Annotated in this window: 19 protein-coding genes; all 19 read right to left on the reverse strand. The window is 64.8% G+C overall.

Features of this window, described 5'->3' with window-relative positions; all coding sequences use genetic code 11:
* Positions 1 to 25: 25 nt before the first annotated feature.
* A complete protein-coding gene (locus ACSFA7_RS22545) occupies positions 26 to 442 on the reverse strand; it encodes a hypothetical protein (RefSeq protein WP_435501427.1) in 417 nt (138 codons plus the stop codon).
* Positions 439 to 990, reverse strand: a complete 552-nt coding sequence (locus ACSFA7_RS22550) for a Panacea domain-containing protein (protein WP_435501428.1) — start codon at positions 988 to 990, stop codon at positions 439 to 441. The genes ACSFA7_RS22545 and ACSFA7_RS22550 overlap by 4 nt, the downstream gene beginning before the upstream one ends.
* A 203-nt stretch (positions 991 to 1,193) precedes the next feature.
* A complete protein-coding gene (locus ACSFA7_RS22555) occupies positions 1,194 to 1,409 on the reverse strand; it encodes a hypothetical protein (protein ID WP_435501429.1) in 216 nt (71 codons plus the stop codon).
* 59 nt (positions 1,410 to 1,468) lie between these two features.
* Complete coding sequence (locus ACSFA7_RS22560) at positions 1,469 to 3,865, reverse strand: hypothetical protein (RefSeq protein ID WP_435501430.1); 2,397 nt, start codon at positions 3,863 to 3,865, stop codon at positions 1,469 to 1,471.
* A 12-nt stretch (positions 3,866 to 3,877) separates the two neighbouring features.
* The gene (locus ACSFA7_RS22565) at positions 3,878 to 4,207 is read right to left on the reverse strand and encodes a hypothetical protein (protein ID WP_435501431.1); all 330 of its coding nucleotides are present in this window, start codon (positions 4,205 to 4,207) and stop codon (positions 3,878 to 3,880) included.
* A complete protein-coding gene (locus ACSFA7_RS22570; RefSeq protein ID WP_435501432.1) occupies positions 4,204 to 4,857 on the reverse strand; it encodes a hypothetical protein in 654 nt (217 codons plus the stop codon). Before ACSFA7_RS22570 ends, ACSFA7_RS22565 begins: the two co-directional genes overlap by 4 nt.
* Positions 4,854 to 5,819, reverse strand: a complete 966-nt coding sequence (locus ACSFA7_RS22575) for a hypothetical protein (protein ID WP_435501433.1) — start codon at positions 5,817 to 5,819, stop codon at positions 4,854 to 4,856. Before ACSFA7_RS22575 ends, ACSFA7_RS22570 begins: the two co-directional genes overlap by 4 nt.
* Before the next feature lie 139 nt (positions 5,820 to 5,958).
* A complete protein-coding gene (locus ACSFA7_RS22580; RefSeq protein WP_435501434.1) occupies positions 5,959 to 6,528 on the reverse strand; it encodes a hypothetical protein in 570 nt (189 codons plus the stop codon).
* Positions 6,525 to 7,382 (reverse strand): hypothetical protein, encoded by an 858-nt coding sequence (locus ACSFA7_RS22585; RefSeq protein WP_435501435.1) that lies wholly within the window; start codon positions 7,380 to 7,382, stop codon positions 6,525 to 6,527. The genes ACSFA7_RS22580 and ACSFA7_RS22585 overlap by 4 nt, the downstream gene beginning before the upstream one ends.
* Before the next feature lie 5 nt (positions 7,383 to 7,387).
* Positions 7,388 to 7,603, reverse strand: coding sequence for a helix-turn-helix domain-containing protein (locus ACSFA7_RS22590; protein WP_435501436.1), 216 nt, complete (start codon positions 7,601 to 7,603; stop codon positions 7,388 to 7,390).
* A 134-nt stretch (positions 7,604 to 7,737) separates the two neighbouring features.
* Positions 7,738 to 8,664, reverse strand: a complete 927-nt coding sequence (locus ACSFA7_RS22595) for a helix-turn-helix domain-containing protein (RefSeq protein ID WP_435501437.1) — start codon at positions 8,662 to 8,664, stop codon at positions 7,738 to 7,740.
* A gap of 13 nt (positions 8,665 to 8,677) precedes the next feature.
* Positions 8,678 to 9,565: a hypothetical protein gene (locus ACSFA7_RS22600; protein WP_435501438.1), complete on the reverse strand. Its 888-nt coding sequence runs from the start codon at positions 9,563 to 9,565 to the stop codon at positions 8,678 to 8,680.
* A 4-nt stretch (positions 9,566 to 9,569) separates the two neighbouring features.
* On the reverse strand, positions 9,570 to 10,934 hold the full coding sequence (locus tag ACSFA7_RS22605; RefSeq protein WP_435501439.1) for a replicative DNA helicase: 1,365 nt from the start codon (positions 10,932 to 10,934) through the stop codon (positions 9,570 to 9,572).
* Positions 10,924 to 11,733, reverse strand: a complete 810-nt coding sequence (locus ACSFA7_RS22610; protein ID WP_435501440.1) for a hypothetical protein — start codon at positions 11,731 to 11,733, stop codon at positions 10,924 to 10,926. Before ACSFA7_RS22610 ends, ACSFA7_RS22605 begins: the two co-directional genes overlap by 11 nt.
* On the reverse strand, positions 11,720 to 11,932 hold the full coding sequence (locus tag ACSFA7_RS22615; protein ID WP_435501441.1) for a hypothetical protein: 213 nt from the start codon (positions 11,930 to 11,932) through the stop codon (positions 11,720 to 11,722). Before ACSFA7_RS22615 ends, ACSFA7_RS22610 begins: the two co-directional genes overlap by 14 nt.
* Positions 11,929 to 12,402: a helix-turn-helix domain-containing protein gene (locus tag ACSFA7_RS22620; protein ID WP_435501442.1), complete on the reverse strand. Its 474-nt coding sequence runs from the start codon at positions 12,400 to 12,402 to the stop codon at positions 11,929 to 11,931. Before ACSFA7_RS22620 ends, ACSFA7_RS22615 begins: the two co-directional genes overlap by 4 nt.
* 11 nt (positions 12,403 to 12,413) lie before the next feature.
* Positions 12,414 to 12,677 (reverse strand): helix-turn-helix transcriptional regulator, encoded by a 264-nt coding sequence (locus tag ACSFA7_RS22625; RefSeq protein ID WP_435501443.1) that lies wholly within the window; start codon positions 12,675 to 12,677, stop codon positions 12,414 to 12,416.
* A 150-nt stretch (positions 12,678 to 12,827) separates the two neighbouring features.
* Positions 12,828 to 13,454 (reverse strand): hypothetical protein, encoded by a 627-nt coding sequence (locus ACSFA7_RS22630; protein ID WP_435501444.1) that lies wholly within the window; start codon positions 13,452 to 13,454, stop codon positions 12,828 to 12,830.
* Positions 13,451 to 13,828, reverse strand: coding sequence for a hypothetical protein (locus ACSFA7_RS22635; protein WP_435501445.1), 378 nt, complete (start codon positions 13,826 to 13,828; stop codon positions 13,451 to 13,453). The genes ACSFA7_RS22630 and ACSFA7_RS22635 overlap by 4 nt, the downstream gene beginning before the upstream one ends.
* Positions 13,829 to 13,863: the final 35 nt, after the last annotated feature.

A 13,863-nucleotide genomic window follows, 5' to 3' on the forward strand; every position in this document is an offset into this window, starting at 1 on the left:
AATCTGCAGCGACCTCGCCACAGTCTCACTTGACGGCCACGAAACAGCTTCGAATCAGTGTTTCCTGCTCTTCACTCACGTCGTCAGTCGATGCGGCGCAAAACTGCACATCGCGTGTCAGCTCTTTGTCGAGCATCCCGTACTGACGAATTGAGCCATCGACAATGCCGCTCTGCACTTGCGTGAGAGACAGTTCGTAGAAGTCGTTGAAGCAAATCCAAGTGCTCAGCGGCAGACAGCAGCAGCCGCGCGTAAGCAAGAATGCGGCGAAAAAGCTACCGGCTTGGCACCCATGATCCGAGCGGTAGTGCGTCCCGTTGGATGTGGTCTTTGCCACAAGGAGGTGGCGATCAGAGGCCGCAAGCACGACCAAATACTTGTCCGCCGAGGCCCCGTCGGCGAACACAAAGCGCCGATGAAAAAGCACCGCTCCCGGTGTCATCGGCTAAGGGCGTCAATAAGTTCTTGGCGCGCCGCAGACAGTGCAGACATCGCCTCTTGATTGCCTTTTCTCAGCGCGAGTTCGTAGGGGATTGGGGCCTGTCGAGCCCCTTGGCCTTCCCACACCTGATGCCACGGGGAATTTTCAAGGTGTGTTTTCTCAATCATCGTCTCAGCGTCTGCGTCTCGAAAATCTTTCGCAAGGCCTTTCAGCAGCGCGATCTCACGCCGAGAAAAATGCTTGGAATCGAACGGGCCGAGCGCTTTCGGCGTGAGCATTTCCTTGCCGCCCCACGAGATCGACTCGAAGGCCACCTTGCCGTCCCAAGAAACCCCCGGCTTAAGCTCTTCGAATAGCGACACCGGCACCGGCCCCATCTTCCACGCGGAATAGTGCAGGCCGGTCACAGAGCGGCCTGTGTCCCGGTAATGCTGAAAATCGAGGAAATACAGCAGCTTGAAGAGCTTCGTTTTCCCCAGCTTGCGCACGTTCGCAGCGAAGAAGGCCACGGCCTCAATCAGCTTTTCGCGTTCGTGAGTAATGAGCATGGGGGTTCGGGAGTGCTGCGGGGCGCCGTTCTCGGCCACCCATTTTCCTCCAATCTGTCGCCCAGGAGGGGGTAGAAACGCCAGTATTGCTGTGCCGCAACATTTCCCGGTGTTCAGCCGGCCCGCCCAGGCGCCAGCCCGAAGAGCAAAGGACCACTACCGGGAAGCGCAGCGCTTTTCTCGCATGTGGTCGTCACCGTTGTTCACTTAGACGCCGCCAGCATGCGGCGGGCCGCCTCTGCCGGCGTCACCTCGCGCCCAGCGATTTTGTAGATAACGCCTTCGGCAGCGCCAGCGCCGGGCGCTCGCAGCGAGCAGACGATCGAGAGTTCTGCATTCCGTACGTCGTGCTCGCGGCGTTCGGCCAGAACGATCTTCCCCAGTTCTCGGATGCGCTCGCGCGCCTCGGCTTCGGTCATGGTGTGGGCTCCTTGGGCACCATGGTAGCGGCGGGCGCCGGTTGGCAAACCAGTTGGGCCTACCATCCGCCCGTCGCGCCCCCTCCGAGGCCGCCGCTCGCGATATGCGCGATTCCTCTGTCGGAAACGTTCTGGCCGATGACCTCGGGCGTGCTGATGTTGATCGTGCCGCGTCCTGCCCCGGCCCCGTTCAACGGTACAGCCGGATCGCGCACCTCGGCTGCCTTCGGGATCGTCGCCGGCACGGATGACGGCACGCTCGAAGAGGCCAGCATCGAGGCCGTCGAGCCGGCGGAAACCACCCCACGATAAGAGGCGTTGAAGCCATTCTTGTCCAGCGCCACGTCGTTGAAGTATTTCTTTGCGCTGGTGCCGTTCGCATCGACCGCCCCCGTGCCACCTCTTGCGACTGCCATGGCGCCGCCCAAGCCCGCGAGGTGACGAGCCTTCAGTAGCCCCGCGACCTCTGCCTGCGGCGTGTTCGCATTGATCGTGCCGCTCTTCATCAGCGATCGGTAGGTGGCGTCGGAGTTCGTCTTGAACGCGGCGTCCTGCACGCTCGCGCTCTTGAGGAAGCCGTCATACGTCATGCCGCCGTTCCAGTTCTTGTCGTCCTTCAGGAACCGAGTCATGCCGCCGGCCTTGCCCCAGTCGGCTTCGCGCGTGTAGCCGTCGGCCTTCATAGCGGCCCTCACAGCGCTGGCGCCGCCCTTGATCAGTCCGGCGTCTGCCAGCCACCCTGCGCCGGCCTGATAGCGCCCTGCGAACCCGAGCTTGTTCACCACGTCGAGCTTGCCGCCGCCGCTCTCGGTCAGGGCCGTGGAGGCCACCAGGGCACGCGTCTGCGCGTCGTCCAGGCCGCCGATGTTGCCGGCCGCATAGGCCTTGCCCGTCTCCTGCGCGCGGGCCTCTGCGCCCTTGAACGCGCCGCGCACCGCACTGCCGGCCTTGCTCGCCGCAGCGGCGCCGGCATCGTAGGCGCGCTTCACGGTGTTCGGCACCATAGCGGCGGCGCCGACCTTCGCCGCGTCGAGCGCGTCCGAGCCGTAGCCCTTCGCCGCCGACCAGCCGGCACTCGCGGCGTTCTTGGTCGCATCCCAGGCCGAGCCCGCCGCGTTGCTCACGCTGGTCGCGGCCGAGCCGGCGGCGCCTTTCATGTTGATGCCGGTCTTGCCCTCGACCCATGTGTTGATTGCGTTGCCGGCGTCGCCCAATGTCTTGCCTACCGAATCGAGCCCGGCCCTCGCGCTATCGAGCCACTGACTCGCCTTCGTCGTGATGTCGTCCCAGGCGGCTTTCGCATCACTGGACAGCGAGCCCCAGGCCGCGCCAATAGCCGCCGTCGCGACCTTGAACGCCTCGGCCGCCTTTCCGGGCAGGTCTGCATCGACAAGGGATTTCGTCCACAGACCAACTTGAGCGCCGAACCTCTCACCAAGCAGCATGCCGCCGGCACCGCCCAGCAATGCCCCCACGACGGCGCCGATCGGACCGCCGAAGGCGCCGAGCAGTGCACCGCCTTTCGCGCCTGTGAGGCCGCCCGCGAGCATCCCGCCCGCCTCGCCGACACCTCGGAATTTTTCATCCCGCGTACCGCCGCCGAAGATCGACGCCAGTGCGCCGCCGCCCGCGAGCAGCGCGCCCAGGATCGGGATGCGGCGCAGCAGGCCGCCTCCGCCCTTCAGCAGCTTGCCGCCCTTGCCCAGCAGCGCACCGAGCAGGCCACCAGCGGCCGAGCCGCCGGCAGTGCCGAGCAGGCTCCCGAGCATTCCGCCATCGGCCCCCATGCCGAAGAAGCCGCCGCCGCCCTGCTGCTGTTGCGCCTTCTGCGATCCGGGCGCCAGCGCCTTCAAGATTCGCTGATACCAGCGTTCCTTTTTGCGCTCGGCCGTGCGGCCCAACAGGCTAAAAAGCCCTCTACCCAAGGGCGATACCACGTCCTTGATTTCCTTGGCCGCGTTGAGCATGGGGTCAACGTTGTCGGCCACCTGCAGGCTCGATGCCAGCTTTCCGAGAACGTCATTCATACGCCCAAGCGTTCTGCCGCTCGAACCACCACCGTCGCCACCGCCCCTGGCCGGACGCTGGCCTGCTACGAATCGGCCGTTCGTTCCGCGCGGCTGCGCGACCACCACTGCGGCCGAGGCGCGCGAAACGGCGGAGCGCTGCGCGGGTGCGCCGCGAGCTGCAGGCTGCGCCACCGCCGCGCGCGGGCCGCCCACATAGTTGCCCCCGCTCGTGCGTACGCTCGGCGCGCGCGGCACAGCGCCGGGCCGACTCATGCGCACGTTGTTGGAGACCTCGGCGCCCACGGCGCGCGCGATCGCCTTCACGTCGTTGCGAATCGTCTTCCAGATGGCGACGCCCTGCGTCTGCGCGCGCATGAGATCGCGGTTGCTTTCGACAATCTCGCCGACCAAAAAGCCGGCGGCGTCGTGTCTAAAACCAGAAGCCACGTGATTTACCTTTCAGGGGTGCCGAAGCCGGCTTGCGATAGCGGCGACAAAGGTGTCGGGGTCGCATGGCTTCGGCGGAGGGGTGGGGGGTGCGATGCGCCTCGGAGCGATCCGGAGGCCGGAGGGGCCTAAGCTTTCGCTGCGGTCCGCATGCTCGCGGACGATTTGATTGAGCCTGCGCGCCTGCTCGCGAAGGCGGTCCGCCGCCGCACGGTTGAGTTCTTCCCGGCATGCGGCCACGCTCGCGTCCGCCAGCGCGATCACATCGTCGAGCACGGTCTTACGTTGACGGTGCTCGGCCGGTGCACGGGCGGCCTTTCCGGCACGTGCGAGCGTGGTCATTGCGCCGATTCCTCGTCGTCGGCCTCGCCGATGACCTGCACGATGAGACCGCGACGCGGGTGGTCGTCGATGGCTGCGAGTGCTTCGTTGCGCACCGCACCAGGACCGAGGTCGGGCGCACCCGGGTCATGGAGGTCAGCGCTCGTGATCCAAATGCGGAACAGAATGCTCACTCCCGGCTCGTCAGTCGCGACGTTCAGGTATTGCCCCGTGGAAGGATGCGGTGCGCCTTCGTCGTCGGCGAACTCAACAAGCAGCGCAAGGGAGGGCGGTGCGCCTTCTTCGATCGCGCCGCACGCGACCGCGAGTTCAACGGGATCACCGTCGATCACGCGAAAGCGCAACGAGCCATGACTCACGATTTCGGGCTGCGCGTGCCCCTCGGCTTCGGCATCGAGCAGCTGGTCGAGCCCCTCGGGCGTGCTGCTGTCAAAGGGTGTGCCGTTAGCGCCCAGTGCGATGCTTTGCAGCAGGTCGGCGGCGATAGTTTTTACTTCGTTGGTCGGCTCGGGTTCACGATAGGGCATGGTCTGGCGCCTTGCGGGCGTTTGAGGGTTGATGGAAGGGATCAAAGCGCGGCGTGCACGGCTGATTGCCATGAGCGCGAGCAGGCGCGCCGCGCGGCCCTGGAGGTTCTGGTCAGTGGTCACGGCCGTACCGCCTTCTGCTGGGCAGCGAGCAGGTTCTGCAGCGCGCGCGCGATAGCGACACTGTTCATATCGCGCTTGCCGGTGAACGCCCTGAGCGCGGTCTGGATGTCGCTCGCACTGGCCGGCTGCGGAAGCTTGGCACCGCGCTGACCGGGATTGACCACGATGCGGCGTGAACGGCCCGTCGTGATTCGATCTGCCTCCGCCTGCGTCACGCGCACCGCAACGGGCTTTGCGCGCGTCGGCATGTCAAGGCGACGGCGCTCACCCTCGATTGCATCCGCTATTCGCTTGCGGACGATGGTGTCGGCCTGCAACGTCGTGAGCGTACGGATCAGGTGCTTACAGAGGCAACCGGCCAGGGTCGGCTGCCGTATTTTTGGATAGGCCGATTCCTTTCTTCCCAGGACATAGCCTCCGATCGACGCGATGTACCTGAAGCCCCAGAACGTGAAGGCCTCGCATTGGCACTCCAGCCGCAGCGAACCTTCGCGGCAGAGCCACGTGGCCGACTGCAGCGCGGTCGCCGGTCGAGCAATTGCTGCGGACCAGTTCACGAACTCGATGCGCGTATGGTGGCGCGTTACCTTGCTCTGAGGGCCGCTGTCCGTCAGGAAGCGAACCTCACCACCGCGCACCAGCGTCGGCACGGCGTAGCGGATTTCTTTGTTGGCCCTTTCTCGGTCGATCGGGCGACTCAGGTTGATCGCCTCCGCAGCCGTGACGCCGCTGCGCAGGTCTTTGCCGACCTCGGCGATGCGAGTGCGAAATGTGGCGAGGTCTTGTTGAGTTATCGGCCGCGCGACCCCGCCGAGCGTCGTGTACAGAACCTTGGCCGGCGAGGTCTTCCCCGCTACAGCCGTCGGGCTCAATATCGTCGTGGCGGTACGGCGCCTCTCAAGATCATGCTGGCGCAGTCGATTCAGCGCGGACTCGGCGTTTCCGACGCGGATGCCGCTCATGACATTGCCTCCTGCCCGCGCGAAGAACGACGCGAAAAGTTCGCCTTTGTCAGCTTTTCTCCGGGTTGATCCGGCAGCTTGGCGCGCCGAGACGCCCGATAGTCAATTTCAATGATTCTTAGAAAGAGGTTAACAAAACTTAGCATTTCCCACCCTCCTGATGCGTCCCTTGGATCATCCCGAGGGCGGCCAGGAGCGCCCGGCCCGCAGGGGTTTTGCTGGCGGTTTCGATGAATGCGGCCTTTTCCTTGAGCCGGCGTTCCTCGGCTGCGAGGTGGGCGCGGAATTTGGCGTCCGCACGTGCGCGAGCTGCCTTGCCTTCTGGGTTATTGGCGCGCTCGCGGGCGTACTTCGCACAGCAGGACTTGCACGCAGCTTTCACACCGAGGCGCCCGCCACGGCTGGGGCTGAAATGGTCCAGCGGCCAATCAAGCCCGCAGCGGGAGCAAGTCTTCGCGGTGCCATCGCCTTCGGGCGCGGGCGGCAGGTAGGTCCGCACGAAAACAGTCCGGCCTAGTTCGCGGGCGAAGACCTTGGCGTTGCGGTCGTAGAGGTCACCCCAGTACTCGCGCGTGCCCGCATCCAGTGTGGCAAGCTCTTCTGGCGTCTGCGGTTCGATCGCCTTGATGGCGCGGGGCTTGTATTGCCCACGTGACACGCCGGGCTGCGGGCCGCGCTTGCGGAGTTCGGTCGGGCTGCGGGTCGTCATGCGGTGACCTCGGCGCCGTCGCGATCAGGGTGAGCCTGCGCGATCAGGGCGTCGAGGCCCAGGGCGGCCAGTTGCGTGACATCGCTGCTGGCAACGTACGAGCGGAGGGGAGCCAGCTCCGCATCGATCTCGAAAATGCGCGCCCGGATGGCGGCTTCCTGCTCAGTGGAAGATTGGGCCGCCGGGCCGAGAGCATTGATTTGTTCGTTGGTCAGGCCCGCCGCAAGCAGGTTGGCATGGCGCATCGTTCCGCCGACGCCCCCCATCGTCGACGCGCGGCGACTAGCGTCCAGGCGAACGAAGCAATGTTCGCGTTCGTTGGCGAGGACCGTGAGCCTTTGCGAAACCTCGCGGCGCAGGGGCTCGATGCGGGCCATGCGGGCCTTACGAACAGCCTCATGGGTGTCGCGATCTGCGCGGGCATCGTCGAGGGTGTCATCCAGCTCGGCGGCGCGCTGGCGCAGGACGGCGACGACACCGGCCGGCGTGAGGTCGTCAGTCGAGTGCGTGCCGATGGCCCTGACGGCCGCCGCGATTTCGGAGCGCAGCGCGGCGAACTCGATCACGTGAAGAAGCTTTGCACGGACTACAGCAGCTTGGCGCTGGACCTCGCCATCGGCATGGACGGCGAGGATCGCGTCTATGGTCGCTGCGCTCATGTCATCGGCGTCTGCGAGGGGGCTTTTTGCGAAGGTGGGCACGGGTTGGTCCTTGAGGCGGGTTTTGGCGAGCGCGGTATGGATGGGGCTGGTGGTGCACCGGGCCGACGGATTGAGGGGCTTGGCGGGGCTGGCGGGCGTCTTGGCGCTGCAGTGAGCGCGGGTGACGGCGAGCAGCATGGCGATTGCGCACATTCGGGTCAGACCTTGGGCGCGCTGGTGTTCTGCGCCAGCCACTCGCGGACGGCGCTGCGGCGATAGAGGCACCTGCGGCCGGCCTTCACGAACGGCAGCGGCTGCGCGCGGCTGGGGCTGCGCCAGGAATCGATCGTGCGGGGCTTGATGCGCCCGCCGAGCATTTCGGCGCTGACCTGCGTGCTATCGAGCAGGTCGTCGTCGGGGCTGTTAAGTTGCATTGGTTGGTGCTCGTGAGTTGCGGTCTGTGCATGGTCGTGCGGCTTGGACGTTCGACTGGGTCTAACTTTCCCGATCTGCGCGAAGGGCGTCGCATGCCTCGGGATGGACCTCCGCCAACGGCGGAAGTGATCAATCAGGCCTCTACGCCGAGGTCGATGTCGCCGTCGGGCAGGCGGCCGAGACGCTCACGCAGGTCGTTGTCGAGTGCTTGGGCGAGACGCTGATGGCGCCTCGCGTCATGGAGGGCTTGCTCGAAGGCCTCCGACTTGAAGGCCAGCGTCGCGCCGCCGCGCATGTCGTCGATGCAGCCGCGATTGAGGCGCTCCAGGCCCCGCACGGCGTCGAGCAGCTCGGCACCCGCTGCGATGAATTGCTCCCTGCTCCCCGAGTCAACCCCAGCCAAGCGTGCGTGCCGACTGACTTCCGCAACCACTACCTCCGCGCAGCGGCTCAGTTGAGTGCGCACACCGCGCAGCATCGAAGTGCGCAGGCCGGCGGCGTGGTCGCGATGCATTTCCGGAGCTTGACCCAGCAAAAAATCAATGCTCACGAGGTACAAGTTCGCGAGCTTGATCAACTCACTCGTCGGCGGGAAGCGGCGGCCCGACTCCCATTGCGAAAGCTGAGCGGGCGTTTCATAGCCCATCTCGCTGGCAGCTTCTCGCTGGCCGTAGCCACTGGCCTCGCGAGCCCGGATCAGGCGCTCAGAGGTAATACGGCGAAGCTGCATTTCGGCGCGGCCCTCGAACACCGCGTTCTTGACCCTGGCGGACTTGCGTTTCTGTCCCAGAGCGGGCTCCACTTGATCGGCCGGGGCAGTGTCGTCGTTCGCGGCAGGTTGTGCGGCGCGGGCAGCGTTCGGCACAAGGCCCGCGAACGGATCGCCCGCTGCTGCAGGCGAAGCGTACGCATCGGACTCGGCTGGGGCCTCGATCTCGGCGATAACCGGCATCGACGGAATTGGAAGCGGCTCCGGTGTGGCGACCCGGTGCTGCTGCCAGTCGAAGACGTTTGACGCGACTTCCGGGGCTTTGGCGGTCATGGTGGCGGTGATGTTCATTTGCTGGTCCTTCTCACTGAATCGGATGGGTCGGACCGCGATGCAGGCGCTCCGGGGCGATGAAGCGCTCGATGTCGGCTTCGACCCTCTCGATCGGCACACCAAGCTTTTCGGCGATCTGCTGGACGGCGTACACCGGCTCGCCGTTGTCGTTGACGTGCGTGGCCTTGGGGATAAGCGGTCCCAGAATGCGGTCGGCCTCTGCTTTAAAACGCGGCGGTGCGCAGAGCATTAGGTCGGCGAACAGGTCGGCGTACTCGGGGCTGCCGTGCACGGCGTCTTCCCCATGCAAGGCGATCGCTTCACCGATCTCCTTCAGCCCCTGGTAAAAATCGGGGTAGTCGATCCGGTCCTGTTGGCCTTGCAGCCACGCGCGATGGCCGACCGCCCACGTCCGCCACTCGGCGGCGGCGCCGGCCTGCATGGCATCGAGCCCGTCGAAGTAGCTCTGGGGCGCCGATTCGATCAACTCGCACATGGAATTGAGGAAGTCGGGCGATTTCGTGTCTCCGGCTTCTTTGAAGCGGAGCACCTCTGCCAGGGTGTCAAGGTACGCTGCCGACGTTCCCCATTCGGTCGGAGCATCCATGGCCCGCGCAGGCCGGTGCAGATTGATGACCTTCTCGCCGTCGGTCTGGTGGCCGGTGCAGCGCGCGATGTCCTCGTTGAGCAAGTCCCAGCCAAAGCGGCCGCACATGCCTTCCGGGTGCTCATCCGCATCAACGTCGGAGCGCAGATGGGAGCAGTTCCCGCAGTACCGCGATGAGTGGATGGTGCCGGGCTCGGCCTGCGTGAAGTTGGCGTGGCCGGATGGTTCGGCGGCGCTGGTGCTGATGTTGTCGGTCATGGTGGTGCTGGCTGGGTTGAATTGAGGTTGTTGCGGGTGGAGGTGCTCGGTCATGTCGTCAGGCCTTGCCACGGAAGCCCTTGGCGGGCGGGCTGGCTCGGCTTTCGGTCGGGGGCGGGCCGCCCCACGCCGTGAAGCGCGTCTGCTCACCCTCGTAGTGCAGATGCACGTCGCCGCACCGGCCTTGGCGGTTCTTTGCGATGCGCAGCACGCCGTAGTTGGCGAAATCGGTCTTCGTCGGGTCGGTCATGATTGGCCGGTGGATGAAGGCGACGACATCGGCGTCCTGCTCGATGGCGCCGGAGTCCCGCAGGTCGCTCAGGCCAGGAATCGGATTGGCGCGTTCGGTCGAGTTGCGATTCACCTGGGCGAGGCACAGGACAACGATGTCGAGTTCTTTGGCGAGGGCCTTCAGGCCGCGACTGATTTCCTCGATCTGGTAGGCCCTCGGCTGACGCGAGTCGAGGCCGGACATCAAACCGATGTAGTCGAGCACCAACACGTCAAGTCCGTGCCGGCGCTTCAGGGCGCGAGCCTTGCTGCGCACCTGCAGGATGTTCAAGCCGCCCTTGTCGGAGAAGAAGAACTTGCGCGACTTGGCGAGTTCCACCGAGTCGAGCACGCGGCTGAAGTCGAGGGCCTTCTTCGGGCGCTTGATCGCGCTCATGCTGAGTCGCCCGAGCACGGCCGTCTGACGATCCATGATGTCGGCCTCGGACATTTCCATCGACAAGAAGCCCACGTGGTGCGTCTCGGCGGCGTGCAGGGCGATGGTCAAGGCGATGGCTGTCTTGCCCATCGAAGGGCGAGCCCCGAAAACGATCAGACTGCCACGCTGCATGCCGCCGTCGAGGTACTCGTCGAGGTCGGTCAGGCCCGTAGTGATGCCGCGATCTTCGCCGGACTCACGCCGCTCCAGCACGGCCGTGTGGCGCAGCGCGGCGCTGTAGGCGTCCACCCAGTCGCCATCGTCTTCCACGGTCTGTAGCTTCGCGATCTCGGCCTGCGCACGGTCGATGCGACCGGCGATGGGCGTGGTCTCGAATGCCATCTCGCCAATCGCGGCGGCAACGGCGTGCAACTGGCGCGCACGGGCACGATCGACCACCGTCTGCGCGAGGCGCACCACGCCGCCAGCGCTGAAGTCGTGGCTCTGCGCAATGGCGTGCAGGTCTTCCAGCGAGATGACCGAATGCACCGCGTCATGAAGCGTCGTCACGCTCGCGCCCTTGCCGTCGTTGATCTGCTTGAGCAACTCGGTGTAGATCGCTCGCGTGTACGGCTTCGAGAAGTGCTCGGGCTTGAGGAACTCGATCGACTCGACCGCCGCTTGCCAGCCGAGGACGATGCTGATGATCGACTGCTCGGCCTGCTCGCTCGACAGCGCCTCGGGAATGAGGTTCTCGGGCGGATCAGTTTTCATATGCACCCTCGATGACCTTCAGGAAATTCCTGCTGGTGCATAGCCAGTCGAGGCTCAGGTAGAAGGGCGGGCGGCCGGGCGTCGGCGTCGTGCGGCCACACAGGAAGTCGGACTTCGCGATGTACTCGAAGAGGTCACGCCACCAATCGAGCTTTTGGCGTTCGGGCTTCTCGCGCCAGCGTGCACGCAGCACCTGTTGGCGTGCTGGCGTCCATTCGCTCACGCGGCGTGCGGTCGGGAGCAACTCGTGGTACAGGTCGATGATCTGCTGATGAGGACAGTTGTCGCCGGCCGACGAGGGCTCTGCGGCAGCAGAGCTTTCACCATCTTCATCGTCTCCCCTCCCTTCGTCTCCCTTCCCCTCCACTCCGGGGGTGAGGGCTCCGAGAGCATTCGTCGATTCCTCGTCGAGGACTCCAAGAGAACTCCTCGAATCATCTCCAGCGGGTAGCCGAGCCGGCGTCGCGGAAGGTGCGAACGGAGGATGCTTCATCGTCGGCTTGTCGATGCGCTGGTGGTGCCAACCGACGGTGTGCCAGTAGGACTTGCCGCCTGCCTCATAGGCCACAAGCAGGCCCTGCGCAAGCATCTCGGCAACCAGGCCATCAACCTCAATCGAGGTCAGCGCGTCGTCGCCCGGGAACACTTCGGCCTTGAGCGTGCGCGCGCTGGCGGGGTGATTGCCGCCGTCGTCGCAGAAGTTCCACAGGCCGATGAAGGCGAGGCGGGCCAGCGGGCACAGATTCATGATCTGCTCCGAAGTCCAAAACTCAGGCTTGATGCTTCTAATGCGGGCCATTGGAGCCCTCGATCAGATCGGCGAGGATTTCAATCTGGCCGATGTCGTCAAGCGTGCGCACGCGGCCACGCAGTTCGACGAGATAACGCGTGCGGCCATCGAGGCCGATTTCGACGTTGAGCTGTCCGCCGGCCAGCGCGAGGCGCGCGCCCAGGGTGGTGAGTTCCTTGGCGCTCGTGGCGTGGGTGGTCGGGCTCATTCCTTCGAGCCCTTCTTCGGCGAGACGGGATCGTTCGCAGCTTCGCGGCCGAAGTCGAGGCCGAGTTGCGGATGGCCAACGAGGCGGTACCGCGCGACACGACAGTGCTTGAAGCCGTCGGAGTCCCAGCTATCAACAAGCGTGGTCTCGATGTCGAAGCCGTACCGGTCGCGAAGCTCCTTCAGGCGGCCCGCAGGGTGGTGCACCCCCACCGCCCTCAACGTATGGGTCGTGACCCATTCGCTGGCGCGCAGTTCTTCCATCGTCAAATGCTGCTGCTGCGCCGTGCTCAGCGGGCGCGCCTTGACCTTGGGAAAAAGCGTGTCGTTTGCGGCTTGTGCGCGGCGATCATTGCCACGGGTTTTGTTCTGCACACTGCCGGTCTTCTTGGTCGGCTTCGGGGTCGTCTTCTTCGCGGGGGGCGGCCCTTTCTTTTTGGGGTCGCGCGGCTTGCGCTTGGGGTTCGGCATGGCGTTCCCCCTCAAGCGGCCAGCGCGGCGCGATCCGCTTCGAGCTTCTTCACCAGAGCGCGAATTTGATCGTCAGTCTTACCGGTGACGCGGGCCATCACGACCTCATCAATCTCGTGTTCGAGCCAAGCGACGCTCTTTTCGCTGATCTTGATGCTGCTCGGCAGCAGTCCCTTCTCCATCTGCGCGTAGACGCTGCCATGCGAGAGGCCGGTCTTGTTGCGCACGGGCGCCATGCGAATAGGACGGGGAACTTGCTTTTCTTTGGTGCTCATGACCACTCCAATTTGGTTGATGGAGTGGTCTGGAATTTCCAGAAAGTCCACTCCGACGGGGCTGATGGAGTGGACTTTCGCGGCGATGAACGGCCGCGTCGATGACAGAAAGTCGGCTACTTATTGTCCGTAGCCTGGGCTGCCCGGCCCCTACAGATCGGCTTCTTCGTTGCGAGTGAGCCAAGGCGCTTTGGACAGGTCGCTGACCGAGGCGCCGATCGGGCGATTCGCCGGACCATGCTCGATCACTTGCAGGACCCAAGGGGTATCTGGCGTGGGCAAGCCAGGATTAATACCCATATCGGACGCAACCTGCTCAGGGGTAACGGAGGCGGTTTCTGGGGAGGGCGCGCGCGCCTCAATGCCGGCCTTCTTCACCCAGCGCTGAATGGTCTTGGCGTCCACGCTCTTTCCATTCTTACCTCGGACTTGTTCGCCAACAGCGGCTGCTACCTCTTCGACGGTGCCGCCTTCTTTCCGGCCTTCGAGAAATTTGCTGACGGCGGACCGCTTCTTGGCATCGTCCAGGATGCGCTCCTTCGGCCTTTTCTTCGGGCGGCTGGGAAGCGCGTTGGCGGCAATGGCACGCTCTACAGCTTGATTTGCGAGTTGCTGGAACTCAGAAGTCGGGGTGGCTCTGGCGACCACGGAATCGGCGAGAACTTCGAGCACCTCTCGATCGAATTGAACGATGTCCTGCTCTTCGTATTGGCTGAAGCCGCGATGGCGGTACAGCAAGTCGCGCTGGCGGGCCCGCAGTTTGATAGTCAAAGTCATGCAAGGCCCCAGACTGCGCGAAGGTCTTCGCCAGCGCTCGCGTCCGTCGAGTCGAGTGTGAAACCAGCCGTCGCGATGAGCTTGCGCAGGTTCGTCAGGTCCGCTTTGTCCGCGCTGCCGGCCTTGGCGATCAATCTGTCCGCGAGCTTGACCGCCTGCATCAGGAGGTCCGCGCCGTCATCGACAACGCTCGCCACGCTCAGTTCCACCGGCCAGCGCTTGAGCCGTTTGAGTTGACCGTCATTGCGGTGCCGGTAGATCGCCAGGAGGCCGGTCACATTCGACAGGATCACGTACGTGTGCCCGTCAAGCTCCGCGACGCGGCTCGCGGAAGAAGGCTGCTGATCGCCGCCAGTGCGGAAGTAAGCGGCCATCGCGCGCTGCAAAAGTTCTGGATTGGTTGTGGCTG

The organism is Variovorax trehalosi, from assembly GCF_051216415.1.
Lineage (GTDB): Bacteria > Pseudomonadota > Gammaproteobacteria > Burkholderiales > Burkholderiaceae_C > Variovorax.

Coding starts and splice junctions, on each gene's coding strand:
- ACSFA7_RS22575 (WP_435501433.1), bottom strand. CDS start 5,819: ATGAGCGGCATCCGCGTCGGAAACGCCGAGTCCGCGCTGAATCGACTG.
- ACSFA7_RS22550 (WP_435501428.1), bottom strand. CDS start 990: ATGCTCATTACTCACGAACGCGAAAAGCTGATTGAGGCCGTGGCCTTC.
- ACSFA7_RS22605 (WP_435501439.1), bottom strand. CDS start 10,934: ATGAAAACTGATCCGCCCGAGAACCTCATTCCCGAGGCGCTGTCGAGC.
- ACSFA7_RS22545 (WP_435501427.1), bottom strand. CDS start 442: ATGACACCGGGAGCGGTGCTTTTTCATCGGCGCTTTGTGTTCGCCGAC.
- ACSFA7_RS22625 (WP_435501443.1), bottom strand. CDS start 12,677: ATGAGCACCAAAGAAAAGCAAGTTCCCCGTCCTATTCGCATGGCGCCC.
- ACSFA7_RS22620 (WP_435501442.1), bottom strand. CDS start 12,402: ATGCCGAACCCCAAGCGCAAGCCGCGCGACCCCAAAAAGAAAGGGCCG.
- ACSFA7_RS22585 (WP_435501435.1), bottom strand. CDS start 7,382: ATGTGCGCAATCGCCATGCTGCTCGCCGTCACCCGCGCTCACTGCAGC.
- ACSFA7_RS22590 (WP_435501436.1), bottom strand. CDS start 7,603: ATGCAACTTAACAGCCCCGACGACGACCTGCTCGATAGCACGCAGGTC.
- ACSFA7_RS22635 (WP_435501445.1), bottom strand. CDS start 13,828: ATGGCCGCTTACTTCCGCACTGGCGGCGATCAGCAGCCTTCTTCCGCG.
- ACSFA7_RS22615 (WP_435501441.1), bottom strand. CDS start 11,932: ATGAGCCCGACCACCCACGCCACGAGCGCCAAGGAACTCACCACCCTG.
- ACSFA7_RS22580 (WP_435501434.1), bottom strand. CDS start 6,528: ATGACGACCCGCAGCCCGACCGAACTCCGCAAGCGCGGCCCGCAGCCC.
- ACSFA7_RS22600 (WP_435501438.1), bottom strand. CDS start 9,565: ATGACCGAGCACCTCCACCCGCAACAACCTCAATTCAACCCAGCCAGC.
- ACSFA7_RS22595 (WP_435501437.1), bottom strand. CDS start 8,664: ATGAACATCACCGCCACCATGACCGCCAAAGCCCCGGAAGTCGCGTCA.
- ACSFA7_RS22610 (WP_435501440.1), bottom strand. CDS start 11,733: ATGGCCCGCATTAGAAGCATCAAGCCTGAGTTTTGGACTTCGGAGCAG.
- ACSFA7_RS22630 (WP_435501444.1), bottom strand. CDS start 13,454: ATGACTTTGACTATCAAACTGCGGGCCCGCCAGCGCGACTTGCTGTAC.
- ACSFA7_RS22565 (WP_435501431.1), bottom strand. CDS start 4,207: ATGACCACGCTCGCACGTGCCGGAAAGGCCGCCCGTGCACCGGCCGAG.
- ACSFA7_RS22555 (WP_435501429.1), bottom strand. CDS start 1,409: ATGACCGAAGCCGAGGCGCGCGAGCGCATCCGAGAACTGGGGAAGATC.